Genomic DNA, 21,867 nt, shown 5'->3' on the forward strand with positions numbered 1-21,867 from the left:
ATATTCTCTCAACGACTATATCCTACCGCATCATTCCCATCGGGGACTGCTTCAATGATACGAACTATATGCTTTAAAGAGCGGAGATACATCGAAGAGTTGAGAATCCTCACCCGGGCGACCGCGCTGGACTGCATCATCGACGAGCGCTTCGACCGCATAGTATACCTCATAAAAGAAGGCGATATGGGCCTCGCTATCGGTCGAAAGGGAGGCAACATCCGGAAGATGCAGCGGGTCCTCGGGAAACGTATAGAAATGGTCGAATATTCTCCCGAGATCGAAAATTTCGCAAAGAACGTGTTTAAACCGGCCGAAGTCGTTGGCGTCAGGAGAGAGGACGACGGAAGACTCACGGTCTACATCAATAAGAGTGATCTCGGTATCGCCATCGGGAAAGGAGGGTGCACCATCGAAAAAGCACGGCTCCTCCTCTCCCGGTACTTCGATACCACCCTCGGTGAGGTACTCGCAGGAGGAGAGACTCATGCGTGACTGGACGATCCTCGACGAGGTCTGGACGGTCATCGAGGACCGGGCCGAGCACCCGTCGGCCGAGAGTTACGTCACCTCCGTCCTGACCCACAGAAAAGGGATCGACAAATCCCTCGAGAAGGTCGGTGAAGAAGCGGTCGAGTTCATCCTGGCCGCCAAGAACCAGGTGCCGGAGAGGACGATCTCTGAAGCGGCAGACCTGCTCTTTCATTTCCTGGTGGCGCTCAAGGCATCAGGCACCGATGTAGCGGACGTGCTCGACGAGCTTGCCGCACGCCGGAGATAACACGGTTTTTCTGGACCGACCCCGGGGGGGAGGATCCGACCCCCGGGGGAGGGACCCATCCCCCCGGCGGACGGTTCAGAGGTACTCCTTCAGGTCCACCATCCTCGGGAGGTCGTCCTTCTTCACTGCTGCGGACTCTACGACCGTATCCTCGATCATGATGGGAGCACGATACCGCAGAGCGATGGCTATCCCGTCGCTCGGCCGGCAGTCCATGATCTCGGTGCGCGAACCCTGCTTGAGCAGGAGCTTGGCGTAAAAGACCCCCTCCTCAAGGGAGTCGATGTGCAGGGCGTCAAGCTCTATCGCAAAGTTCCGAAAGACCTCAACGATCAGGTCATGGGTGATGGGGCGGGGAAGCATCTCGCTATTCAATGCGTTGCTGATCGAGATCGCTTCCCAGAGCCCGACATATATGGGTATGGTGCTGTCTCCCCCGGCATCCAGGACGACAGTCGGCGCCGCTCCCATCTCGCTCACCGACATGAAGACACCCTGGACCCTGCAACGTTGAGCCGTCATGTGATCACGCCACATCAGCCTTATCGGGTTTAAACCTTGGGGTAGGTCACTGCTCCTCTTTTTGGGCGCGGGTAAGGATCTCGCGCCGCACGATGATGAGGCTGGATAGCATACCAAGGAGGATATTGAGGTAGTAGAGGATCAGCCGCCAGAGGAGCACAAAGATGCCCACGATCGACGACGGGACGAAGAGGCTGTAGAGCGACGTGGCGCCGAGTTCCGCAATCCCTGAGCTCCCCGGCGTGAGCGGGATCATCATGATGACGGCGAGGATCAGCTGGACGACGAACGACTCGACGAGGAACGCCGGCTGTCCAAGCCCCACGAGGAGGAGCGACGCGATGGCGAACTCCGAGAGCCAGAAGAGCAGGGTGAAGAGCATCCCCCACACGAGGCCGCTTCTGCCGTGGTTCACGAACTTGCTGAGGCCCGCATTGAAGTTGTCCACCTCCCGGTCGATCGAGTCAAGCAGGCTCTCAAGCCGCCTCAGGTGCCAGCGCCGGTCGATCCACCGCGACATCCATTTGAGGGCCCGTTTGAGGTGGTCCGGGTTCTTCACCGAGTAGACGAAGACCAGCACGATGAGGATGACGAAGATCCAGGTGGCATACATGATCAGGCTCAGGCCGCTGAACCCCGAGGAGATACTGCTCCAGTACCTGCCGAGGAAGAGCATGGCGAAGGCTCCGAGCGCCCCGAGGGCAACCCCGTCCAGGATCCGTTCCATGACGACGACGGCGGTCGCGTCCCCGAGCGGGACGTTCGCCCGGTAGAGTTCATGGATACGGACCGGCTCGCCACCCGCCTGCGACGGGGTGAGCGCCGCAACGAGCATATTTGCGAGGACCAGGTTCAGGCAGTGCAAGAACCTCACCGGATACCCGAGCGACCCCGACATTAACTGGATGCGGGCCGCCCAGAAGATGAGCGAGAGGAAGTGGAAGAGGACCGCAAGGACCAGGTAGAGCGGGTTGACGCGGCTGAGATACTCGACCGTCATCTCGTCGACGGTGAAGTACAGGACACCGGCCAGAACGAGCGTGCTAAAACTGATCGAGACGAGCAGCCACTTCCACTGAGACTTCTTCATCCTCTGCGCTCCCGGGGCAATGAGGTGCGGCTACCGGGGACCAACCCTCAAACCCGATTGACAACTACGAATCTCCGGGCAATTTCAGAAAAATACCCGAATTGAACTAATAAGGTATCGTGCGGCTACTATTTAACGATGGGTTTATCGGGTCTGGTGAGATCCACGACCCGCACCGGGCACGGGCACCTGCACGCAAAGACTCCTCATACCGTGAAGAGACCCCGGTCGCCGGTTATCCCGAGCAGCCCCGCACGGACGCCGGCATCGAGCCAGGCGTAACCGTAGCTGAGGCGGGCGAGGGCTCCGGCCAGGTCGCCCGCATCGAGGCGCTCTACGCCGTCCGTATACCAGGAGCGCGCCACGGAACAGAGTGCTTCTGCCCCGGGATACAGCGGGCTTGCCTCGTCCGGCACCGCACGAACCGCCGCAAGGGCACCCTGAAGCATCCGTCGGTAACGGTGCGTCTTCTCGTCCAGGTGGGCGCTCTGCGACGTTGGGATGCGTGCGTCCACCGCATCGGGGGGATGGACGGCGAGCGGCTCGAGCAGCCCGATCCGCGAGCCTGCGTCAAGCCATCCGAGCCCGTAGGCGAAGGCGGCAAGCGCGTTCACGGGGTCGTCCGTCCGGAGAAAGACCGTGCCGTCGCTCTGGTAGGCCGCCGCCATCTCGATCACCTCCTCCGCCGCCCGGAAAAGGAGAGTCTCTGCCGGGACGGCGCTCCGGGTCAGGCGGAGAGCCGCGAGAAAGAGGACCCCGTACTCCTCGAGGGTCATAATCCGGCAAAGATCTCCAGGTACTCGCGCTCCATGGGGTGGAGTTCCGCCGGCACGACGAGGATGTGGAGCGGGGGTCCGAAGTCGGTCGCTTTCAGTCGCGCACCGGACCCGGCGGCGACCACGGGGTCCTCCGATCCCGCCCGGGCGATGCCCACGTAGAGGGCGGGCGCCCCGATCCCGCGCTTCTCCGCCATCTCCTCGATGAGCGCGACCGCCTCCGGGATGCGCATGTAGCGGTCCTTCTGGATATCGAGGTAGACGAGCGTGTGCAGGTTGAGCGCGAGGTTTGCTGCAACCGTCTCGACGGGGGCCGTCGGGAACCAGCCTTTTGCCGGGAACGGCACCGAACAGGACTTCCCGAACCGGTAGTTCTGGAGACCCGAGAGGCCGCAGACGGCGCTCGATATCGACGAGGCGTGGATGATGGAGGTAGCAACGCCGGCAGCGGCCGCCCGCATCCGCAGGTCGGCGTGCGTCGTCGAGACCATCGGGTCTCCCCCGGTCAGGAACGCCACCCGGCCTTGTGCGGCACGGTCGATGATCTCGCGGGGGTCCTGCTCGACGTCCTCCCGCGCGAGCACCCGGATCTCCTTGCCGAAGAACGCCTCCATCTGAGAGATGTCCGTCCCCATCAATCGCGACGTATACGATTCCAGGTAGACGGCATCGGCGTTCCGGACATATTCAAGGCCTTTTACCGATATATCCCCGAGGTCGTAGAGACCGAGGCCCACGAACGTCAGCATGGCCGATCCGCTCCGGGAGAAGGTGTCGTCATCATCCCTCAATCGTGAGTGCTCCGTCATCGTAGAAGTAACGGATCCAGGGAGTCGTCCTGCCGCGGATGCCGACGACGCGGAAGTCCCGCTCCACCGGCTGCCTCCCGTCATCCACCCTCACCTCGACGACCATGTTCATCAGCTGCTTGATCGTGGCGATGGTCCTCTCGTCAAAAGACTCCCGATTGAGGACGTAGACCCCGATCCCTTCGAGTTTCTTCACCCGGTTCGTGATGACGTGGAGGAACTTGAAGGTCACCTCAAGCCGCGAGTACATGAGGAGCGTCGAGACCGAGTTGACGCAGAGCCGGACCGGCGGGGGCATCGGCCCCGGCGGATCGGCCATCACCCCCTCTTTCCACATATCCTCCACCATCCGCGAGAACTTGATCCCGATGCTGGTCAGGTCGAGGGGGCTCGTGACGAACTTCGCCTTCGTCGTGTCACGCAGGGTCGGCACCGACATCTTCGTGACCGCATCGATGAACCCGACGTGGTTCATGGTCGCTCCCTGCCGCCGGAACGCACCGGCGACATCGGCAGCACGCTCGTCGGTCGTGATCGTGACCGTCCATTCCCCGGAGAGGGGGCAGGCTATCCGGTACGCAAGGTGTTCCGCGTAGGCCAGGGGGGGAGCCAGGATGAGGATGTTCGTGGCAGCCCGCAGACCCCCGAACTCTGCGTCGATCGGGGGGATACCGGTTTTGTAGAGATACATCGAGAAAACACCACCTATGAGAGAAGACGGAAGAGAATAGCCCCGACAATGAGGCCGAGGGCGACCGTGTAGAGCGTGATGGCAAGCGTGATCCGCGAGCCGACCTCACGCAGGAGGACCGTGATCGTCGCAAGGCAGGGGACGAAGAGGACAGTCACGACCGCGAATACGTAGAGTTGCAACGACGAGAGGACCACCCCGAGGTCCGCGGTCCCCGCGAGGATGGCAAGGGTCTCAAACGCCATCTCCTTCCGGAGAATCCCGAAGATGAGTGCCGTCGCCGCGTAGCCCGGAAGGCCGAGGAGGGCCATGGTGATGGGTTCCACGAGCCCCTCGAAGATCGCCATGATCCCGAAGAACTGGAGCAGCCCGAGGACGACGCTTCCGGCAAGGAGGAGGGGCATGGCGATGAAGAGGAACTCGGAGAGGCGGGTCCAGGCCTTCTTCACCACCAGTCTCGGGTCCGGCCGGCGGAGCGGCACCATCTCCATGATCATGCCAAACCGCTCGCCGGGCATCACGCGGGAGAGGACGAGTCCCGTTGCCAGGATCAGGAGGAGGACGATACCGTAGACGCTGAATGCCGCCGCGATCCCGACAAAACTCGCCACGATCCCGGCGATGATGACGGTCCGAGCCGAGCAGGGGACCATCGTGACCAGGAACGAGGCGATGATCCGCTCACGCCGGGAGTGGAGGAGCCGTATGCTCATGATCGCGGGCACGTTGCACCCGAACGCCAGGGTGAAGGGGATGACCGCGCCGCCGTGCATCCCGACCCGGTGCATGGCGTTGTCGGCGAGGAAGGCCGCCCGGGTCATGTAGCCGGAATCCTCGAGGATGGAGATGATGATGTAGAAGAGGAGGACGTAGGGGAACGCTATCCCGAACCCCGCCTGGAGGGCGAGCAGGATGGACGTCCCGAGCGCCTCCGCGAGCGGCGGCAGCCCGAGCGCGAGGAACGGTCCTAATGCGAAGAGGTCGAAGAAGTCCACGATCAGTTCTTCGAGGAACGATCCCGCGATGAAGACGACGAGGAGCATCCCCACCAGGATGCCGATGAGGATGGGGATGCCCGGGAACGCCCGGGTCAGGATACGGTCGAGATCGGACCGGGGGAGGACCACCTCCTCCTTGAGCGTGAGGTCGGCGATCTGGTGGGCGAAGTTGTGCCGGTTGGCCGCGATGATCTGGGCGGCCGTCATCCGGTGCCGGGACTCGATCTCGTCGGCGATCGTCCGTGCCGCCTCGAGCAGTTCCGGGTTCTCGCCGAACCCGAGGAGCGCCCGGAGGCTCTCGGTCCGGTCCGCCTCAAACATCTTCCCCAGGCTCCGGATGGCGGCCTCCACGTGGTGATCGTAGGGGATCTCCACCTTCGACGGCCGGGAGGCAGCAAGAGCCGCCGGGATGATCCGGTCGATGTTCTTCCCCTGCGATGCAGCCGTCAGGATCACCTCGACACCGAGGAGGTCGCGGATCGGGCCGGGGTCGATCTCGAGCCCCTGCTCGGCGGCTTCGTCGGCCATGTTCAGCACGACGACCATCGGGAGGCCGTACTCGGCCACCTGGAGGAGGAGGTAGAGGTTACGCTCCAGGCGCGTGACGTTCGCCACCACGATGACCGCATCGGTCTCCCCCTCCTCAAGGAACCCGCGGACCAGGCTCTCTTCTTCGGAGTTCCCGTCGAGCGAATAGATGCCGGGAAGGTCCACGAGCTCGACGATCTCGCGCTTGAAACAGGTGTTGCCCCGGTGCAACTCGATGGTGGTCCCGGGGTAGTTGCTCACCTCCACCCCGAGGCCGGTGAGCTGGTTGAAGATCAGGGATTTGCCCACGCTGGGGTTCCCGACCAGCGCAAACCTCATGGTGGACACGACTCCACGAGGATCGATGCCGCGATCTCGGGGCTGATAGCGATGTCGCACCCCTTCACCCTGACGACGACCGATTGGTTGGGGAGTTTGCGCCGGATCTGCACCACCTCACCGGGGAAGATGCCGAGATCGAGCAGCCGCCGGTTCCGCCGGGGGCCCCGCATCATCGCCACCCGAACGGTATCGCCTTCCTTGCAGTCGAGGAGCGTGCAGGCCTCCTCGCCCCGGCAGCGCCCGGGACGTCCCGGCGGGGGGTGAGCATCGCCCATGTAGGAGGAGAGCCGATCGATCGTCTCGTCGGAGATGCCGTGTTCGAGCGTGCAGGCCTCTTTATTCGCGGCTTCTACATCGACACCGAGCATCTCCGTGAGGAAACACTGCAGAACACGGTGTTTCCGCGCCACCCGTGACGCCACCGAGCGGCCCTTCCCGGTCAGCCTGACGGCGGCGCCGGTTGGACGTTCCAGGTATCCTTCCTTGATCAGGGAGGCGATGACGGCCTCAGCGGCAGCATCCGGGACCTGGAGAGCCGCGGCTATCTCCTGCGGCGTCACCGACTGCCTGCCGTTCTCCGTGATCTCGAGGACTGCTTCGAGGTAATCCTCGATCGTGGAAGGAAGCATGTTACAGATTCTTTCTCTTCCGGGAGTTTATTGATTTGGGTGAGAAGCGTTAACTCTCATGGCGGAGCAAACGATCGGTGATGAGGACCGCTGATGCGCAGGTCACAAACGCCGATGTTGCCGAACGGCTCGCGCTCATGGGACGCCTCCTCGATATCACGGGGGCTGACCGGTACCGGATCGGGGCCTATGAGCGGGCGGCACGGCAGGTCGAGCGGCTCTCCCTCCGGGTTGCCGACCTCGATGAGGAGGAACTCACCCGTATCCCGGGGATAGGGGCCCGGATAGCCGGGCAGATCCGGGAGACCGTCGCTACGGGATCGTTTGCGGAACTCGAAGAGCTGCAAGCCGCCATCCCGGAATCGCTCATCGAACTGCTCAAGATCAGCGGGGTGGGGCCCCGGACCCTGCACACCCTCTGGAAGCAGCTCGGCATCCTGACGCTCGACGACCTGGAGCAGGCGGTGAAGGGGCGGAGGCTCCAAAACCTCCCCGGGTTCGGGGCAAAGAAGGAGGAGACGATTGCACGCGGGATCCGGCAGTACCGGAGCCGGCCCGACCGGATGACCCGGCCCGCGGCCGAAGCGGTGCTCACGCGGCTCGAGGCGGTCCTCCCGGACGGGCAGTATACCGCTGCCGGGAGTTACCGCCGGGGCGCCGCCACGGTCGGCAGGGTCACGGTGGTCACGACCGCCGACCGGGCGGCCTTCACGGACCGCGTCGCCGCCGTGGACGAAAGGCGCCTCGAGGTCCGGTTCACCGAGCCTGCCCGATGCGGCACGGCGCTCCTCTGCGCCACGGGGTCGGCCGGGTTCCTCGGACGGCTTAGCGAGGCGGCGCTCACGAGCGGCTACGGGCTCACGCCCGGCGGCCTCTTGGAGAACGCAAACGGCCGGGTGCATACGTTCGGGAGCGAGGAGGAGGTCTTCTCGTTCCTCGGCATGACCCCCATCCCCCCGGAACTCCGCGAGGACCGGGGCGAGGTCGAACTCGCCCTCCGGCACGCCCTCCCGGACCTGGTCGAGACCCGGGACGTGCGGGGGGACTTCCATTCCCACACGACCCGGAGCGACGGGAGGCAGACGCTTGAGGATGTGGCGGAGGCCGGGGATGCCCGGGGCTATGACTACATCGCGATCACCGACCACTCTTCACGGGTGAGCCCGGAGGCCCTCAGAGAGCAACGGGCCGCGATCGAGCGGGTCAACCGGCGGCATGACTGCGAGCTCCTCGCCGGGAGCGAGGTGGAGATCAGGAGCGACGGGAGCCTTGGCTACGAGAACCGGGTGCTTGCCGACCTAGACCTGGTCATCGCAAGCGTCCACTCGGGGCATAACCAGGACCAGGACGTCCTGACCCGGCGCATCCTCACCGCGATGGAGAACGAGCACGTCGACATCATCGGCCACCCCACCGGCCGGCTCCTCGACCGGCGGCCTCCCTACGCGGTCGACCTCTCCCGGGTTATGGCGCACGCGGCGGAGACGGGGACGGCCCTCGAGATCAATGCGTCGCCGCACCGGCTCGATCTTGAGGATATTTATATCCTGCACGCCAAGAAGAGAGGAGTGAAACTGGCTGCAGGGACCGATGCCCATTGCACCGGCGAGTTTGCGAATATGAAGAACGGCGTCATGCTGGCGCGCCGGGGCTGGTGCGCCCCGGGCGATCTCCTCAACACCCTCCCCCTGTCAGGGCTGCTGGAGTGGCTCTCGTGATCTACCGGTTCTACGAGAGGGTCCTGCTTCGCGACCTCCATACGCTCCCTGAACATATCTGCTTCATGATCACGGAGCAGGACATGCTCGACGCCCCGGACAACCTCTACCGTGCCGCGGAGTGGTGCCGCGACCTCGGGATCGGGAGCGCCATGTTCCATATCAGCACCGGCAACCCGGCGGGGCTGGAACGCTGCCTCCCGCGGATCCGGGCGGTCGCCTCGATCGCACGCCTGACGCTGCACTATCGCGATACACAAGAGGTCAGCGGGGAGGGCATGGATGTGACGGTCGCGATCGGGAAGAGCGGGCGGGAGGAGATCGCCGGCTGTGTCCGGCGGATGGCCGAGGACGGCGTCGACCCCAAATCGGTCGACGAGGACGTGCTCGAGTCCTACCTCACCTTCAACTACGAGCCGGACCTGGTCATCAAGACGGGCGGGGACCACCTGACCGACTTTTTGATCTGGCAGTCGGTCTACTCCGAACTCTTCTTCCTGGACGTCAACTGGGCGCTGCTCCGGAAGGTGGATTTTCTGCGGGCGCTCAGGGACTTCCAGTCGCGGGCGCGCCGGTTCGGGCGATAACCGTCAGGCCGCGCGCTCTTTCAAGCGCATGCGCTGGTCATAGACCCGCATCGCCCGCAGGAGATCGATCTTCCTGAACGCCGGCCAGTAGGGAGCGCAGAAGTAGACGGCCGACTCGTGGCCGTTTGCGAGCCAGGGGAGGAAGTTCGAGGTCCGGCAATCGTTGCCGGTCCGGATGATCAGGTCGACGGGGGGTATGGGCGCTGCCCCCCGGTGGAGGTGGTTCTCGACGGTGTCGGGGTCGATGGCTGCGGGATCGATCTCGCCCCGCCTGACCTCGTCGAGGATCGATTGGGCGGCGTGGACGATCTCGTTTCTGCCGCCGTAGGCGAGCGCGACGTTGATGTAGTAGTCGGTGTAGCCCCTTGTAGCCTCCTCCGCGGCGTCGATCGTCGAGAGGAGGTCGTCGGAGAGGAGGGAGCGGTCGCCGATCATCTGGACCCGGATATGGTTCCGGTGGACCCGCTCGTCCCGGATGATGGCGAGGAACTTCTCCCGGAAGAGCGTGAAGAGCGAGGCGAGCTCATCTTTATCCCTCCGGAAGTTCTCGGTGGAGAAGGTATAGAGCGTGATGTGCCGGACGCCGAGGTCGCACGCCCAGTCGAGGAACTCCTCGGTGGTGTCCGCCCCGAGCCGGTGCCCGACCGCCGTGTTGAGCCCCTGGTCCCGGGCATACCGGCGGTTGCCGTCCTGGATCACCGCAACGTGCCGGGGGATGTGCTTCACCTGCCAGCGCAGGTAGCGCTCGTAGAGGGCATCGATCCCGGATCTGAGCGTCAGAGTGGCGTCACCTCGACTACCATGCCGCCGTTCGGGTAGCGCTCGACGACGTATTTCCTGCCCGGCAGCCCGGCACCCTCTTCGGCAAGCACCCACCACGCCATCTCGATCGTTTTGTCGCAGACCATGTAGTCATCCCCATCGAGGCTCGCGAGGAACTCGTCGACGGGACCTGCCGGCTCGAGCACGCCGTAGACGACGGTCCCGTCGTCGGTCACCTCTTCAAACGGTCGCGCAGTGTTGGCGGCGATCCGCTTTAACCGTTCCCGTAGCTGGACGGAGTCCTTGAAGACCGACGAACAGAAGTGGACTTTCGGATCGCGGGGGAGTTCCGCCGCCCACTCCCGGGCGCCCAGCACGGCGTTGTGCACGCCGTCCTCGGGTTCGAGCCCGCGCTCGCGCATGGCGTCGGCGCAGGTCTCGCCCCACTCGAGTTCGTTGATGTTGAGGAAGTCGAGGAGCGGGAGGGCGGCGGCAAGGGCCCCGATGCCGGGGAGCGCCGGGACCTCGATCCCGACGAGGAAGCCCAGCTCCCGGGCGAGGACGGCGGAGCGGGCGTAGTCGGTATCGAGGATATCCGGCCAGCACTCGTGCGGGGGATGGAGCCGGATCTCGTCGACCAGCCCCTGCAGGCGCCGGAGCGCGGCCTCATCGGGTGCGAGGCCGGTGTAGAGGTGGATCTGGTGCTCCGGGCCAAAGTGCTCCTTGAGAGCCCGGGAGTACTCCACCACCCGGTCAAGGACGATCAGCGGTTCGCCGCCGGTGACGCCGGTCCCGAGGGCGCTCATGCTCTCGGCCTCCTCGATGGCCTCGGCCGGCGACGAGACCTGCCGTGAGTTGGCAAAGACCACATCCCGGCCTTTTCGCTCGCGGGAGAGCGGGCAGTACCAGCAGGTGCGACGGCACCGGCCGGTCACGAAGAGGACCATTTTTGCACCCTGGTGGCAGAGGACGCATCCCGGTGAGAGGGATACTCCGTCCGGGGATACTCCCGACTCCTGTTGCATACTGGAGTAGCTATGGGCGGGCCGAGGTGAAAAGGTTTGATGGTGAACCGGGAGACGGCCGGGAAGGGTGACGGAGGGCGGGATGTCGCCGGATATCTCCCCGATCCGTTTTTGCCAGCAAAAGCAGGGATGACGGGGAACAATAGGTAAATATAGGTCTCACGCAGAGAATTACGTTGAGTATGCTGCCTCATGCGCGTGATGACGGCCTCTCGGAGGTCGTCGGGTTTGTCCTCCTCCTCGGCGTGATCGTCGTCGCGCTCGCGCTCTACCAGCTCTACGGGGTCCCGGCGGCGGGAAGGGAGGACGAGATCGCGCACATGAACCAGGTGAAGGACCGATTCGTGGATTATAAGATTGCTCTGGATTCGCTGTGGGTGAACAACAGGTCCGGGGTGCTCCTCTCGACGGCCTTCGACCTCGGGACGGGGGCGACGACGACCGGGGGCGGGGCGTTCACGATCCCGATCCTCACCCCCGTGGGATCGGGGGGGACGGTCTCGGCGAAGAGCGGCGGGGCGAACCTGACGATTGAGCCTGCAGGGAAGCCTACGGTGACTATCCCCCTCGGCAGCCTCTCCTACAAATCCTCGAACAACTACTGGGTGGACCAGACCTGGACCTACCAGGGGGGCGCGGTCTTCCTCTCCCAGGAGGGGGGGACGGTGGTGCGGGTCGGGCCGCCCATATCGGTCTACAACACCAACGGCAGCGCCACCGTCGCCATCACACCGGTGAACATCACAGGGTCGGCCTCCCTCGCCGGCTCCGGGCCGGTGCGGATGGAGACGCGGTTGCGTGATATGCCGGCCTACGGTAATCTCACGGGAAACTATCCCTGGGTGAACATCTCAATCGATGCAGGCGATGAGGGATACGCTCAGGCATGGGAGAGAGCGTTCAGGGAGGCGACACGACGCGAGGGCATCCCTCCTTCGTGGTACAAAATCGGCAGAGCCTCAGGAACGGCATACGTGAAGATCGAGGGACCGTATACCAACACCACACGAGATGTCAATCTCATGACCACGCGTGCGGACTACCTGGTGAGCATCACGTCCGCAGCGTCGTTGATTGAGTGAGGTAGAAATGGCGAATATTACGGATGATAGGGCAGTCTCCGAGGTGGTCGGGATCATCCTCCTGCTCTCGGTGACGGTGCTCGGGGTGGCGATCGTGGCGGTGACGTTCTTCTCCCAGCCGGCGCCCTCCGAGATCCCGCACATGAGTGTGGTGGCGGGAGGGAATGACACCACCTTCGTTCTCTCCCACGAGGGCGGCGACGCCCTGACAAAAGGGAGTTACCGCATCTACGTGGACACCGGGAGCGGGCTTGAGGACCGGACCGATGAGTTCGTCCTCACCGGTGACGGCATCTGGTCGATAGGCGAGAAACTTACGTACAAGGGTACGCCCGAAAGGGTTGTCATCTCGGTCGTGGATTCGGGTGGCGCAGAGATGATGATCGCCGAACCGGCATATGTGGCCGGGGTGGTGGACGCTAGCGGGTATGTGGATGCAGGGGGCTCGGCAATTGTGCCAATGGTGACGGTGACACCAACCCCAACACTTGAAGAGATTATTGTGTCACCGGATATAATGTCAGATATCGATGAAAAAGAATACTTTGACTTTGCTGCAAGGATTGAGAGAGACGATATTGACCGCGTTGACCTTGCCATCTACAATTATGACACCCCCCCAAATCCCTCAGATAATAAGATTACCAATGCTCATGCGTACCAGATGACCAAAAGCGCAGCATTGGATTACTATTATAATAGGACGCTCCATATTGTTGGATCTATTGGAAAGGAAGGCGAACGTCTCTCCATAACAGTAATCGCATATAACACAACGGATATTGTCGCAAGCCAGTCAATTCTTGCAACAATTCACGGCAAAAAAGAAGGGTAAATACAGCCATGCCCAACGACACCGCAGCCTCCGAACTCATCGGCGTCATGGCCCTCATCGCCATCTTCGTGACGGCGGCAGCGATAGTCGGGGTGGCGCTCCTCTCCAGCCCGCCCGGCGATGCGGCGCCCGCGATGATCGCCCGGATGGCAAACGAGGGAGGGAATATTACCCTCTACCACGACGGCGGCGACCCGCTCGAGTCGGGGCATTTCACTATCTTCATCAATGGAGTTGACCGGACGGCCGACTTCAACCTCATCGACATCGCGGGGATGGAGCACGATACCTGGACGTCGTGGAAGACCGGGGAGGCCCTCGTGCTCGATGATGGCATGTTTGATGCTGAGAGTCCCTGGATCCAGATCACCGGAGAGGACGTGGGCCGCACCGGGAGCGACTGGCTCCTCCATGAGATCGGGGCCGTGACACCCACACCAACGGTGACGGTGACACCAACACCTGTGGTGCATGATATTCAATTCAACTCGCAGAAAACGAGTTACTTCGAGAGCGGCGGATACTATCAATTCACGGTAGCGAATTCCGGCATTAGATTGTTGACCCTTAATGGTAACCCTGTCAGCCTGAATCCAGGAGATTCTGTCAGGCTAACGCTCGGTTCGGATACGACGGGAACTATCAATGCCGGAGCAACAGGGATCCAGGGTTTTCCTTCATCGAATATCACCGTCACCATTAATGGGGCCGTGGTTGGTAGCGGAACCTTGAGCTCAATCAACGTCGATAATATTTTCACCCGCTCGACAATCACTGTCAACATCCCAGCCGTAATGCGTTACACAGGATTTACCGTTGATGGGAGTACAATCATTTCTGGGCAGGATGAACGGCAGATACGCCTTTATAACATTCAGCCCTCAACAGAAGGTACACTCTGGCTACAGACAGGCAGCAATGTAGCGAACATCGGCCCATGCGGTGCAGAATCCTACCAACTCATCACGCCGCCGTAGCATACGTCCACGTTGCACATAAGCGCCGAGAAGCCGAACGGAGATCCGCTGAATGTAAATATAGATTACTGGGACGACATGAGCGGTTCGGGAACGGCTCCGTTTGATATTTCAAGGACACAGGGCAACTCGGCATTCACCATCACAATTCAAGCTGCTTCTGGATATACTGACGATAAAGGACAAGTGGAAGACCTTCAAACACTGGGTAATCGACGGCGTCAACCAAAACAACGATCAAACAAATCTGGCGGTATCCGTCGGAGACAACTCCAAACGGACGGCAGTTGCAACCTACAACTAATTTTCCAACAAATCTTTGCTACGTGCTCATTCGTCAAAGCCGCATCCGCATCCCTCAGTACTGCCATCCTCATTGGCAGCACAGCCCCGTCCCTCTCCGATGCCTGACGCCTGCGCCTCTTCCTTACTCAGCCTAACTTCACTTTGATCAGAGGTATCGCCTTGCACCCCAAAAGCCAAGCACCCTTTAAATCCGCCCGAGCCACCCGGAAAGATCACCCCCACAGACGCCCGCAGACGGCAGATCTCGAGGCGAGGCATAGGAGAGAACACCCCCGAAAATTACTGATGCTCATATCTCCAATATGGCCCTGCGATCCTGCCGTATTCCGGAAATCGAGGCAATCTTCTTCGCTTAATTTCAAAGCCAAAACTCGCCATCCAAAATCTTCGTTAAAATCGAAAAACGCTAATTTGGCCTTCTTTCTAAGCATTGAGAGGGTGACTCTACCCGGCACGCCGTTCAGCATCTAGGTGACTGCGACGGCTCCCTCACCTCTCAGTTTCCTTCAATTTCCAATATCCGGAATACCTCCCACAGAACACTTTCGGCAATTATGTATATTCAAAGTGAATTCCCCTATCGTATGGGGATCAACGAAGCAAAGATAGAATCGTACGTGAACCAGCTCTTCACAGGGGAGAAGAAGCGTGTTGACGCAGGCGAGAGAAAGAAGAAAGAGCGAATAAGTCCTGAAGACAGTCAAGGCAAAGAGATCGTTCGCAGGTGCAACGCGAAATGCGATGGGTGTGATTTACCGTATACAGATCCCCATAAATTCAATATTCATCATATCGATGGAGATCCGAGCAACCCGCTAACGCCGAACCTGACTCTTTTATGCAGCAATTGCCATAATACCATTCATGGAAGGGTAAATAACCAAATCAAAAACTATAGACTTACTCAAAAGCAAACCGGTGCCGGAAAGACAAATGTCCGAAAGGCGCCAGCGAAGCCGAAAACCATCAAAGTTAAGTGTGGATTTTGTAAAGGCAGCGGTAAGGGACTGACCGGGCTCTATGAATGTCCGATATGCCATGGAGAAAAAGAGATCAATGTGTACGACCCTCCTGAAAAGTGTAAACCCTGCAACGGAACCGGAAAGGATCTTCCTCTTTCGACAATGTGTCCGAAGTGCCACGGCACGGGTTACAGGAACACAGTTCCAGCAAAGTCGATCCGCAGTAGGAAGTATTGAGCACGGAATTGTACACAACCAGGTCGGGAGGGTTTCCTGCTGAACCGAAACATTCCCAGGGACTCCCGCCTCCGGCCCCGTCAGGCATGCTCCCGGCTGCCGTTTCGGTTAAGCAACGCATATATATCTGGAATCCGGCGGAAATCCTGCCGAATTCCAACCCCCACAGAAGTCCTCATACGGCCGATCTCGGAACCGGCCGAAACATCCCCAGAAAATTACTGGCGCTCATATCGCTGATATGGCCTCGCGATCCGGCCGTATTTCAAGATTCGGAGCGATATGCTCCGTTTAATTCCAGGATTGGGATCCGCCATCTGAAGAAGGCCGTAAAATCGAAAAATAACGCGGATTTGGGCTTATTTGGGAGCGTCCGAGGGTGAATCCCCCTCACCCACCGCCCAATTCGACATCTCATAGGAAAATCGCCGATTTACTCGATAACCATCGTGTCGTAATAATTCCGGAGACTCTGCACCGTTCCCTCCAATGAGTCGCTATCATAGACATTGTTGAGGCGCTTCCATCCGGGATAGGGGGATGCAGCACTGGGGAGTCTGCTAGGTACGTAGGTATAGGCCTGACCCAGCCTCGCCATCTTTACAATCACAAACGGCGTCTTGTTCCTGTTGAAGACCGCCAGATTTTTCCGATTTTCATCAAGGGGTAGATCAGATCTGTCGCTTCGGTCGATCATCAGCGTAAACGACATGTCATCTCCCAGGTTCGGGACGGCTTCGAGCAGTTCAAGAGCGGCTTCTGCGTACTCGGCATTTTCCGGCAGCGCCGCGTACTTCCGAAGGTCGTCGATAGATTTCGACGGCGAGAAGTCGTAGTAATCCAATAGTCAGTTAATGACATCATCGAAGCTGTCTTTCATCGACCCCAGAGCAGAAAGACGAGTATAGGTGTCTTCCTTAATTCAGTTGTTCTTCCACTCGGACGAGCTCTTTCCAGTCTCTTCGGCACCGGTTTCCATATCTTTCACCATAACACACGTGCATTATATGCATACATTGTGTATTGTGCATACGCGCGTACATAACTTTCTATTTCCATCAAACCAAAGCATTTTCCCAAACACATCGTTTCCAATCGAGCATGCGACCCATAGGTTTATTGTAGAGTTCCGGCAAGGAGTCACTATAGACTCGAGGGAGTATATGAAGGAGTTGCAAGCTCGCGGTTATGTCTTTGAGAAGGTAATCTGGGATTTACTCGAAGAAGCCGGATACGTCAGTGTGAATACAGGACTGCTGGAAGGAAGAGGCGCATGTCACCAGATCGATGCGTATGGCACGCTGGAAATTCCCACGGCGTTCACGTATCCAATCCGGTTACTGGCCGAAGCCAAGTGTTACAACGGAACCGCCGGACTCGAAACGATAAGGAATTTTTTCGGTGTTGTACAGGATATCTCCGAAAACTACGTCGTCGGCAAGGATAAGGAACGGAACACTCCTCACAGGTATTTAGATGCCGGATGCATATTTAGTGCCGGCTCGTATTCTCCTGAAGCACAGGATTACGCATGGGCGCATAATATATTCCTAGTCTCGTTCTCTGGCATTGAAAAAATGACCCACATCGTTACAGGAATAAAACAATTCGTTTCCGGGATTGACAGCGATGCACTGAAGAATCTTAAAAAAGTGGATCTGGTGGAAAAATTCAAATGTTTCCAGACTACGGCTGAGTATTTCAATGACACCCCGACGCTGGTTGTGGGTATCATCGATAATGCTTATCCTGTAATACTGGTTGGTGACAAGGGATGGATAGAAGAGATTAGAATCCCTTCAGATACGGATCAGATCTCCGGCGTAAAGATCAGTCGGAGTGCGCGGAATGGTGCAACTGTTTTCAATCTGGATTTGAATGGTCAAAGGGTTTGTTTCAACCTGCCCAATGGAATCGCTCAAAAGTTAATAGAGCGCATTGACAGAACGAGCGACGGCGATAAAATTTTTGAACTGGACATTCCGCTTAAACGAGCAATACACGAAGCTACTGTCAGAAGAATAATGAAAATCGATATCAGTCTCCCGGACAAGTTGGATTATTGTAGAATCATTTCTCCGCCTGAAGAAAAAGATGTTAGCGAAATGGTCACCGAGGTATATCGCCCCGAAAACGTCCTGATGTCTCTGCCTAAAGAAAAAGATGTTCGTAAAAGGAGGAGTAGATTCCAGAACATCGAGTTCTAAGACCTGCTGCCAAAAAATCGTCGATGTGATAACCGGAATCGCTGACGTCTCCGGCGATTTCCGGTCAACCGTTTCAACCAGAGGGTTAACTTAGCCAATGAGCAAGTGTTGGCAATAGGGCGAGCCCACTCTAGCGAAAGTCCCCACGATGAGGTAATCGCGTCCCTCGAACACCTGAAAGGTGTGCTCCTCTCCCCTCATCCACCAGAGGCGCCCAGATCTTGGTATAGGCGCCTTCACCCAGATAAACCAGGTCTAACATGCTCGCAAACCCAGCACGGCTTCACAACGTACCCGGCTGCTTCCCGCGCTCGGTCCACCTCACTTCTTCGTCCGGTATGCCTGCAATGGATGCCGGGGATTTTCGGGAACCGTGTACTCGAGAATCCCGGCGCGAAGTAGAGGGGAGAGATAACTCCGGAACACCCACTTTTTGTTTCTCCGGAGGAGCACCGCGAGTTCGTCGGCCGTATACGCCCGGATGCTGCAGAGTTCGGTGATGACCTGCTGCACCTGCCCCGGCGGGCTTCTCTGTCCGAGGTTTCGGATAGCTTCCGCAAGCTTGGTAGGTAGGCAGGTAGGTAAGCCCTCAGGCATGGTAGGTAAGCCCTCAGGCATGGTAGGTAAGCCCTCAGGCACAGGGTGACCTCCTCCAATGACTCCCCCTCCTTCAACAGTCTTCTTCTCCTCTTTCCCCGGATGGAGCAGCCGCCGGGTAGGAGTATAATACGTCGCCGATGCGTGGGAGTGCTGCACGAGCAACCCCAGATCTCGGAGCCGTCGTAGCATTCCACTTGCCGCCAGCGTGTCGATACCCGTATAATCCCGGCAGATGGCATTGCTAACGGAACCGATCTCCCGAGCATGAATCAGTATCCGCGCCTCATCAGCGCTGAGGTTTGCATCTTTGAAATGCTCAAGCCACTGGAGATCCCGCTGATCGAGGAAATGATGCAGGAGGAAGGTTGCCGCGAAGAGATCCTGCTCGCGCTCAGATTCGAAGGTCGGTGGCGAGAGGCGTGCGCTCTTCATAATCTGACGCATGACCCGGATTCCACTCCCCTTGCTCTCCGCAAACTTCGTTTCGTGCAGGACACCAGCGATCGTCGGGTTGCGCGGTCTTGAGCCAGGCTCACCAAGCGATTCGACTGGTTTGAGTGAGTGCCCGGGATTGCGTATCTCAAGCCGGTTTGCATATCGGATAACCTGCACCGGACTATGGATGAGGTAACTTCGGTGCATCAGAGCATTGACCAGTGCCTCACGGATGACTCGCGGTGGGATGCGAGGTTCCTCCTGCCGCATGAGACCATCGGATGTAAAAGTGAATGCACGAGGAATATCATCCATGATCGCCGCCAATCCTCGCGATAGAAGGTGAAAAAGCGGTTCACGCATCTCAATTGCTTCAAAAGGATGATCGGGATCTTCAACCCAGTTGCGCCCGGGAACGCGGAGGTAATCCAGGCGCATCATCGGGAAAAACTTACGGAGCGCTTTTTTCGATCCGAACAGAATGAGGCCGGCAACAGTCGGCCGAAGTGTGTTTTCACTCATCTTGACACAGTGGAGCGACTCAAGAAGCTCGGCGTCGCTCCAGCGGAGCTCCTCCGCATCAGGATCAACGCCGGTGCGGGCACGACGATACTCAGCAATGGCGTCGCCATCCAGGTCATCAAGCGTCGCATCGGCAACAATGGTTTCATCATATGGATGCACTTGCCTCTCCTGATAGAGCACCTGAAGATCATCGTCGGTACACTGCTGATTCGTCGAACCGATCCGACGGAAAGCACCTTTTGGCAACCCTACTTTCTTGAAGAAAATCGGCTTATCCCCTGCTTGTGCCTCAGGAACGAAAATGCCGACAACTGCTTTACCTTCAACGATTTCGACGAAACACTCCGGACGGACCACTCGGTTGAAACGGGAAGCACATTGTTCGACAATGTCACGCTGAATCTTATCGGGATTGTCGATGCCTACGACGCAGTACTTTCGATCCCGGGGCTCCTCGCATTCACGGATGCCCAGCAGGAGAAAGCCTCCTGAAAGCCCTGGTTCGTTAGCATAAGCGCATATCGTCTCCATGAGCGATACACTGACTTCACGTGCAGTTTTTGCTTCAATACGGGGGTGTTCATCAAGCTCATTCAACTGGTCGAAGAGTTCGGAACACCTCATCAAATTACCTCCTCAAGTAGCACTGCAATTTCCAGTTTGACTTCGTCGGATTCCGTCTCAATCCCCTCAATGCCAGAAGCAGGAATTAGATGAAATGGTTGAATTTAGTCCCATAATCAGCCCCCCCTCATGCACGGAGCACATTTCTACTCTCTAATAGAGATAGCGAGAGCAAGGAAACCCACCAACTGACTTAGAGCGCAGTATCACTTTGTTCTCATCAGAGCCTTGGTTTCTCCCACTGAATGATAACTACTCCTGTCTAGGCCTAGAATATGAAGAACATTTTCATTTTTTCCGGGCACTGCAGACACCCATTCAGAACGCACCCTCTTTGTCTTCGATAATGCCATTTCGGCGGTTTTCTGTACGTTCGTCCTGAAACATCCTGCCCATCTTTGAGAGACTATATTGATCCTCGGCTCATACATATTAGCCGTCCATCCACCTAGGACGTGACAATAGCCACTGTTTCGCAGGCGTATAGCAGACAATATATGTGTAACGGCTCTCTCGATGTAACCCCTGCTCCCACCATCCGCCATTGGACTATGGCAGATGCAATGCACATCGGGCGGCTAAGTAACCCACTACCCCAATCAACGAACAAAGACCCCATAGATGCACAAAATGACCTTCGAGTACATCACCGCGGCACCCGAACACGCCCAATACGAGATCATCGAGGACGCCGAACCGCACTACGGGGAAGTCCCGGAACTTCCCGGGGTCTCTGCACCCGGGAGGACACTTGAGGAGTGCAGGCGAAACCCTGCCGGCGTCATCGGTGAGCGCCTGATCTACGGCTCCGGCGCGGGCACCCGATCCCCTGGCTGCCGGCCGCACCGTGGGAGAGGTCACCGGGGCGGATACCGGTGCCGGCCGCATAGGATCGGACCTCTCCTGTGGGACACCAGGCTTCGTGCCGATGGGCCGCTCAACACCCACCCGGCTCTGGATGTATGAGTCCGGCCCCGTGGTCAACACCGGCACAACCCGTATATAGTGTCGTGGACAACTTTCCACTACTGGAGGGATCGCGTGTCAGATACTCGTCTCCGCTATACAGTCCTTATGGAACAGAATGAGGATGGAGGGTATACCGTAACGGTACCGTCCCTTCCGGGATGCGTCAGCGAAGGATCTACCTGGGAAGAGGCGCTGGCGCAGATCGAAGAGGCGATCGCGGGGTATATCGAAGTCGCGAGAAAACTCGGAAAACCGATCCCGGTTGAGGTCTCCGTACCCGTAAATGCAGGCAACGCAGGGACATGAAACTCCCGAGAACCACCGGTGAGAAAGCGGTCAGTGCTCTCAAGAAAGCCGGCTTTGAGGGAGTTGGCATCCGGGGGAGTCACCATTATCTCTATCATCCTCAGCGCGGCGTTATCGTCACCGTCCCTGTACATTCCGGGAAAACTCTTGCACCCAAAACGCCCCAGACAATTCTTTTCCAGGCCGGGATCACCGTCGATGAATTCCGGGCGCTCCTTTAGCGGGATTGATAACCCCCAATACACCGTTGGAGAAAGAGGCAGGAATTATGACCCCCAGAGGAAGTTCTCCCCGGAGCTCAACCCCCCCTTCACCCCAGCATGCATCCCGCATCCGGCGACGACGACAGGTCCGGGGCATCCTGCACCGTCTCCTCCGGCCCCCAGACCCTTCCTTCGTCCACCAGGTCCGTGTAGTCGTCGAACCAGTAGGCCTCCGGGTTGCTCCTATAGACCATGAACCGGCCCAGGTCCTCCGGGCTTGCCGCCTGGTTGTACTTGAAGAACGTGAACTCCTCCGTCCGGCCCGCGACCTCGATCTTCCC

Annotated in this window: 23 protein-coding genes and 1 pseudogene; 12 read left to right on the top strand and 12 right to left on the bottom strand. The window is 59.1% G+C overall.

Annotated features, from left to right (window positions below):
• The first annotated feature begins 54 nt into the window (after positions 1 to 54).
• Together V6K60_RS08460 and hisE are read left to right on the top strand one after the other, a co-directional pair.
• Positions 55 to 495: a NusA-like transcription termination signal-binding factor gene (locus tag V6K60_RS08460; protein ID WP_332450085.1), complete on the top strand. Its 441-nt coding sequence runs from the start codon at positions 55 to 57 to the stop codon at positions 493 to 495.
• Positions 488 to 781: a phosphoribosyl-ATP diphosphatase gene (gene hisE / locus V6K60_RS08465; protein ID WP_332450086.1), complete on the top strand. Its 294-nt coding sequence runs from the start codon at positions 488 to 490 to the stop codon at positions 779 to 781. Before V6K60_RS08460 ends, hisE begins: the two co-directional genes overlap by 8 nt.
• Before the next feature lie 75 nt (positions 782 to 856).
• Here the strand turns inward: hisE and V6K60_RS08470 are convergent, their stop codons facing one another.
• The 7 genes from V6K60_RS08470 to V6K60_RS08500 all read right to left on the bottom strand — a co-directional run bounded on the left by V6K60_RS08470 (position 857) and on the right by V6K60_RS08500 (position 7,166).
• Entirely contained in the window at positions 857 to 1,303 is a 447-nt protein-coding gene (locus V6K60_RS08470) for a bifunctional nuclease family protein (protein ID WP_332450087.1), read from the bottom strand.
• A 46-nt stretch (positions 1,304 to 1,349) separates the two neighbouring features.
• Positions 1,350 to 2,393 carry a lysylphosphatidylglycerol synthase transmembrane domain-containing protein gene (locus tag V6K60_RS08475; RefSeq protein WP_332450088.1) on the bottom strand — a complete coding sequence of 348 codons (1,044 nt, stop codon included), beginning with the start codon at positions 2,391 to 2,393 and terminating at the stop codon, positions 1,350 to 1,352.
• A 206-nt stretch (positions 2,394 to 2,599) separates the two neighbouring features.
• Positions 2,600 to 3,169 carry a DUF357 domain-containing protein gene (locus V6K60_RS08480; protein WP_332450089.1) on the bottom strand — a complete coding sequence of 190 codons (570 nt, stop codon included), beginning with the start codon at positions 3,167 to 3,169 and terminating at the stop codon, positions 2,600 to 2,602.
• Positions 3,166 to 3,918: a diphthine synthase gene (gene dph5, locus V6K60_RS08485; protein ID WP_332450105.1), complete on the bottom strand. Its 753-nt coding sequence runs from the start codon at positions 3,916 to 3,918 to the stop codon at positions 3,166 to 3,168. Before dph5 ends, V6K60_RS08480 begins: the two co-directional genes overlap by 4 nt.
• A 31-nt stretch (positions 3,919 to 3,949) precedes the next feature.
• A complete protein-coding gene (locus V6K60_RS08490) occupies positions 3,950 to 4,669 on the bottom strand; it encodes an RAD55 family ATPase (RefSeq protein ID WP_332450090.1) in 720 nt (239 codons plus the stop codon).
• A gap of 14 nt (positions 4,670 to 4,683) precedes the next feature.
• Positions 4,684 to 6,534, bottom strand: a complete 1,851-nt coding sequence (gene feoB / locus V6K60_RS08495; RefSeq protein WP_332450091.1) for a ferrous iron transport protein B — start codon at positions 6,532 to 6,534, stop codon at positions 4,684 to 4,686.
• A complete protein-coding gene (locus V6K60_RS08500) occupies positions 6,531 to 7,166 on the bottom strand; it encodes a metal-dependent transcriptional regulator (protein ID WP_332450092.1) in 636 nt (211 codons plus the stop codon). Before V6K60_RS08500 ends, feoB begins: the two co-directional genes overlap by 4 nt.
• Before the next feature lie 80 nt (positions 7,167 to 7,246).
• On the opposite strand from V6K60_RS08500, the gene V6K60_RS08505 reads away from it, so the two are divergent.
• Positions 7,247 to 8,884, top strand: coding sequence for a helix-hairpin-helix domain-containing protein (locus tag V6K60_RS08505; RefSeq protein WP_332450093.1), 1,638 nt, complete (start codon positions 7,247 to 7,249; stop codon positions 8,882 to 8,884).
• Positions 8,881 to 9,471 (top strand): undecaprenyl diphosphate synthase family protein, encoded by a 591-nt coding sequence (locus V6K60_RS08510; RefSeq protein WP_332450106.1) that lies wholly within the window; start codon positions 8,881 to 8,883, stop codon positions 9,469 to 9,471. Before V6K60_RS08505 ends, V6K60_RS08510 begins: the two co-directional genes overlap by 4 nt.
• Before the next feature lie 3 nt (positions 9,472 to 9,474).
• On the opposite strand, the gene uppS is transcribed toward V6K60_RS08510, so the two are convergent.
• Together uppS and V6K60_RS08520 are read right to left on the bottom strand one after the other, a co-directional pair.
• The gene (uppS, locus tag V6K60_RS08515) at positions 9,475 to 10,251 is read right to left on the bottom strand and encodes a polyprenyl diphosphate synthase (RefSeq protein ID WP_332450107.1); all 777 of its coding nucleotides are present in this window, start codon (positions 10,249 to 10,251) and stop codon (positions 9,475 to 9,477) included.
• Positions 10,248 to 11,258: a radical SAM protein gene (locus tag V6K60_RS08520; RefSeq protein ID WP_332450094.1), complete on the bottom strand. Its 1,011-nt coding sequence runs from the start codon at positions 11,256 to 11,258 to the stop codon at positions 10,248 to 10,250. The genes uppS and V6K60_RS08520 overlap by 4 nt, the downstream gene beginning before the upstream one ends.
• A 182-nt stretch (positions 11,259 to 11,440) precedes the next feature.
• Between V6K60_RS08520 and V6K60_RS08525 the strand changes: the two genes are divergently transcribed.
• The 4 genes from V6K60_RS08525 (at position 11,441) to V6K60_RS08540 (ending at position 15,657) form a co-directional block, all read left to right on the top strand.
• Positions 11,441 to 12,340, top strand: coding sequence for a DUF7289 family protein (locus tag V6K60_RS08525; RefSeq protein ID WP_332450095.1), 900 nt, complete (start codon positions 11,441 to 11,443; stop codon positions 12,338 to 12,340).
• 7 nt (positions 12,341 to 12,347) lie between these two features.
• Positions 12,348 to 13,175 (top strand): type IV pilin N-terminal domain-containing protein, encoded by an 828-nt coding sequence (locus V6K60_RS08530; RefSeq protein ID WP_332450096.1) that lies wholly within the window; start codon positions 12,348 to 12,350, stop codon positions 13,173 to 13,175.
• An 8-nt stretch (positions 13,176 to 13,183) separates the two neighbouring features.
• A complete protein-coding gene (locus tag V6K60_RS08535) occupies positions 13,184 to 14,152 on the top strand; it encodes a type IV pilin N-terminal domain-containing protein (protein WP_332450097.1) in 969 nt (322 codons plus the stop codon).
• An 890-nt stretch (positions 14,153 to 15,042) separates the two neighbouring features.
• Positions 15,043 to 15,657 (top strand): HNH endonuclease signature motif containing protein, encoded by a 615-nt coding sequence (locus V6K60_RS08540; RefSeq protein ID WP_332450098.1) that lies wholly within the window; start codon positions 15,043 to 15,045, stop codon positions 15,655 to 15,657.
• A 433-nt stretch (positions 15,658 to 16,090) separates the two neighbouring features.
• Here V6K60_RS08540 and V6K60_RS08545 read toward each other — a convergent pair whose 3' ends face one another.
• Positions 16,091 to 16,501, bottom strand: coding sequence for a hypothetical protein (locus V6K60_RS08545; protein WP_332450099.1), 411 nt, complete (start codon positions 16,499 to 16,501; stop codon positions 16,091 to 16,093).
• Between the two features lie 319 nt (positions 16,502 to 16,820).
• Here V6K60_RS08545 and V6K60_RS08550 point away from each other — a divergent pair, with 319 nt between their 5' ends.
• Complete coding sequence (locus V6K60_RS08550) at positions 16,821 to 17,864, top strand: restriction endonuclease (protein ID WP_332450100.1); 1,044 nt, start codon at positions 16,821 to 16,823, stop codon at positions 17,862 to 17,864.
• A gap of 321 nt (positions 17,865 to 18,185) precedes the next feature.
• On the opposite strand, the gene V6K60_RS08555 is transcribed toward V6K60_RS08550, so the two are convergent.
• Positions 18,186 to 20,048, bottom strand: coding sequence for an ATP-binding protein (locus V6K60_RS08555; protein ID WP_332450101.1), 1,863 nt, complete (start codon positions 20,046 to 20,048; stop codon positions 18,186 to 18,188).
• A gap of 621 nt (positions 20,049 to 20,669) precedes the next feature.
• On the opposite strand from V6K60_RS08555, the gene V6K60_RS08560 reads away from it, so the two are divergent.
• The 3 genes from V6K60_RS08560 (at position 20,670) to V6K60_RS08570 (ending at position 21,544) form a co-directional block, all read left to right on the top strand.
• Positions 20,670 to 21,014, top strand: coding sequence for a type II toxin-antitoxin system HicB family antitoxin (locus tag V6K60_RS08560; RefSeq protein ID WP_332450102.1), 345 nt, complete (start codon positions 20,670 to 20,672; stop codon positions 21,012 to 21,014).
• Between the two features lie 108 nt (positions 21,015 to 21,122).
• Positions 21,123 to 21,323: a type II toxin-antitoxin system HicB family antitoxin gene (locus V6K60_RS08565; RefSeq protein ID WP_442919560.1), complete on the top strand. Its 201-nt coding sequence runs from the start codon at positions 21,123 to 21,125 to the stop codon at positions 21,321 to 21,323.
• Positions 21,320 to 21,544, top strand: coding sequence for a type II toxin-antitoxin system HicA family toxin (locus V6K60_RS08570; protein WP_332450104.1), 225 nt, complete (start codon positions 21,320 to 21,322; stop codon positions 21,542 to 21,544). The genes V6K60_RS08565 and V6K60_RS08570 overlap by 4 nt, the downstream gene beginning before the upstream one ends.
• Positions 21,545 to 21,633: 89 nt before the next feature.
• Here the strand turns inward: V6K60_RS08570 and V6K60_RS08575 are convergent.
• A pseudogene (locus V6K60_RS08575) lies at positions 21,634 to 21,867 on the bottom strand (hypothetical protein); the annotation flags it as partial.

Origin of the sequence: Methanoculleus sp., assembly GCF_036677455.1 — an archaeon.
Taxonomy (GTDB): Archaea; Halobacteriota; Methanomicrobia; order Methanomicrobiales; family Methanoculleaceae; genus Methanoculleus.

Bases quoted from the DNA above. Each gene is read 5' to 3' on its own strand.
- V6K60_RS08460 (WP_332450085.1), top strand. From the start codon at position 55: ATGATACGAACTATATGCTTTAAAGAGCGGAGATACATCGAAGAGTTG.
- hisE (WP_332450086.1), top strand. From the start codon at position 488: ATGCGTGACTGGACGATCCTCGACGAGGTCTGGACGGTCATCGAGGAC.
- V6K60_RS08470 (WP_332450087.1), bottom strand. From the start codon at position 1,303: ATGACGGCTCAACGTTGCAGGGTCCAGGGTGTCTTCATGTCGGTGAGC.
- V6K60_RS08475 (WP_332450088.1), bottom strand. From the start codon at position 2,393: ATGAAGAAGTCTCAGTGGAAGTGGCTGCTCGTCTCGATCAGTTTTAGC.
- V6K60_RS08480 (WP_332450089.1), bottom strand. From the start codon at position 3,169: ATGACCCTCGAGGAGTACGGGGTCCTCTTTCTCGCGGCTCTCCGCCTG.
- dph5 (WP_332450105.1), bottom strand. From the start codon at position 3,918: ATGCTGACGTTCGTGGGCCTCGGTCTCTACGACCTCGGGGATATATCG.
- V6K60_RS08490 (WP_332450090.1), bottom strand. From the start codon at position 4,669: ATGTATCTCTACAAAACCGGTATCCCCCCGATCGACGCAGAGTTCGGG.
- feoB (WP_332450091.1), bottom strand. From the start codon at position 6,534: ATGAGGTTTGCGCTGGTCGGGAACCCCAGCGTGGGCAAATCCCTGATC.
- V6K60_RS08500 (WP_332450092.1), bottom strand. From the start codon at position 7,166: ATGCTTCCTTCCACGATCGAGGATTACCTCGAAGCAGTCCTCGAGATC.
- V6K60_RS08505 (WP_332450093.1), top strand. From the start codon at position 7,247: ATGAGGACCGCTGATGCGCAGGTCACAAACGCCGATGTTGCCGAACGG.
- V6K60_RS08520 (WP_332450094.1), bottom strand. From the start codon at position 11,258: ATGCAACAGGAGTCGGGAGTATCCCCGGACGGAGTATCCCTCTCACCG.
- V6K60_RS08525 (WP_332450095.1), top strand. From the start codon at position 11,441: ATGCTGCCTCATGCGCGTGATGACGGCCTCTCGGAGGTCGTCGGGTTT.
- V6K60_RS08530 (WP_332450096.1), top strand. From the start codon at position 12,348: ATGGCGAATATTACGGATGATAGGGCAGTCTCCGAGGTGGTCGGGATC.
- V6K60_RS08535 (WP_332450097.1), top strand. From the start codon at position 13,184: ATGCCCAACGACACCGCAGCCTCCGAACTCATCGGCGTCATGGCCCTC.
- V6K60_RS08540 (WP_332450098.1), top strand. From the start codon at position 15,043: ATGGGGATCAACGAAGCAAAGATAGAATCGTACGTGAACCAGCTCTTC.
- V6K60_RS08550 (WP_332450100.1), top strand. From the start codon at position 16,821: ATGAAGGAGTTGCAAGCTCGCGGTTATGTCTTTGAGAAGGTAATCTGG.
- V6K60_RS08555 (WP_332450101.1), bottom strand. From the start codon at position 20,048: ATGAGGTGTTCCGAACTCTTCGACCAGTTGAATGAGCTTGATGAACAC.
- V6K60_RS08560 (WP_332450102.1), top strand. From the start codon at position 20,670: ATGCACAAAATGACCTTCGAGTACATCACCGCGGCACCCGAACACGCC.
- V6K60_RS08565 (WP_442919560.1), top strand. From the start codon at position 21,123: ATGGAACAGAATGAGGATGGAGGGTATACCGTAACGGTACCGTCCCTT.
- V6K60_RS08570 (WP_332450104.1), top strand. From the start codon at position 21,320: ATGAAACTCCCGAGAACCACCGGTGAGAAAGCGGTCAGTGCTCTCAAG.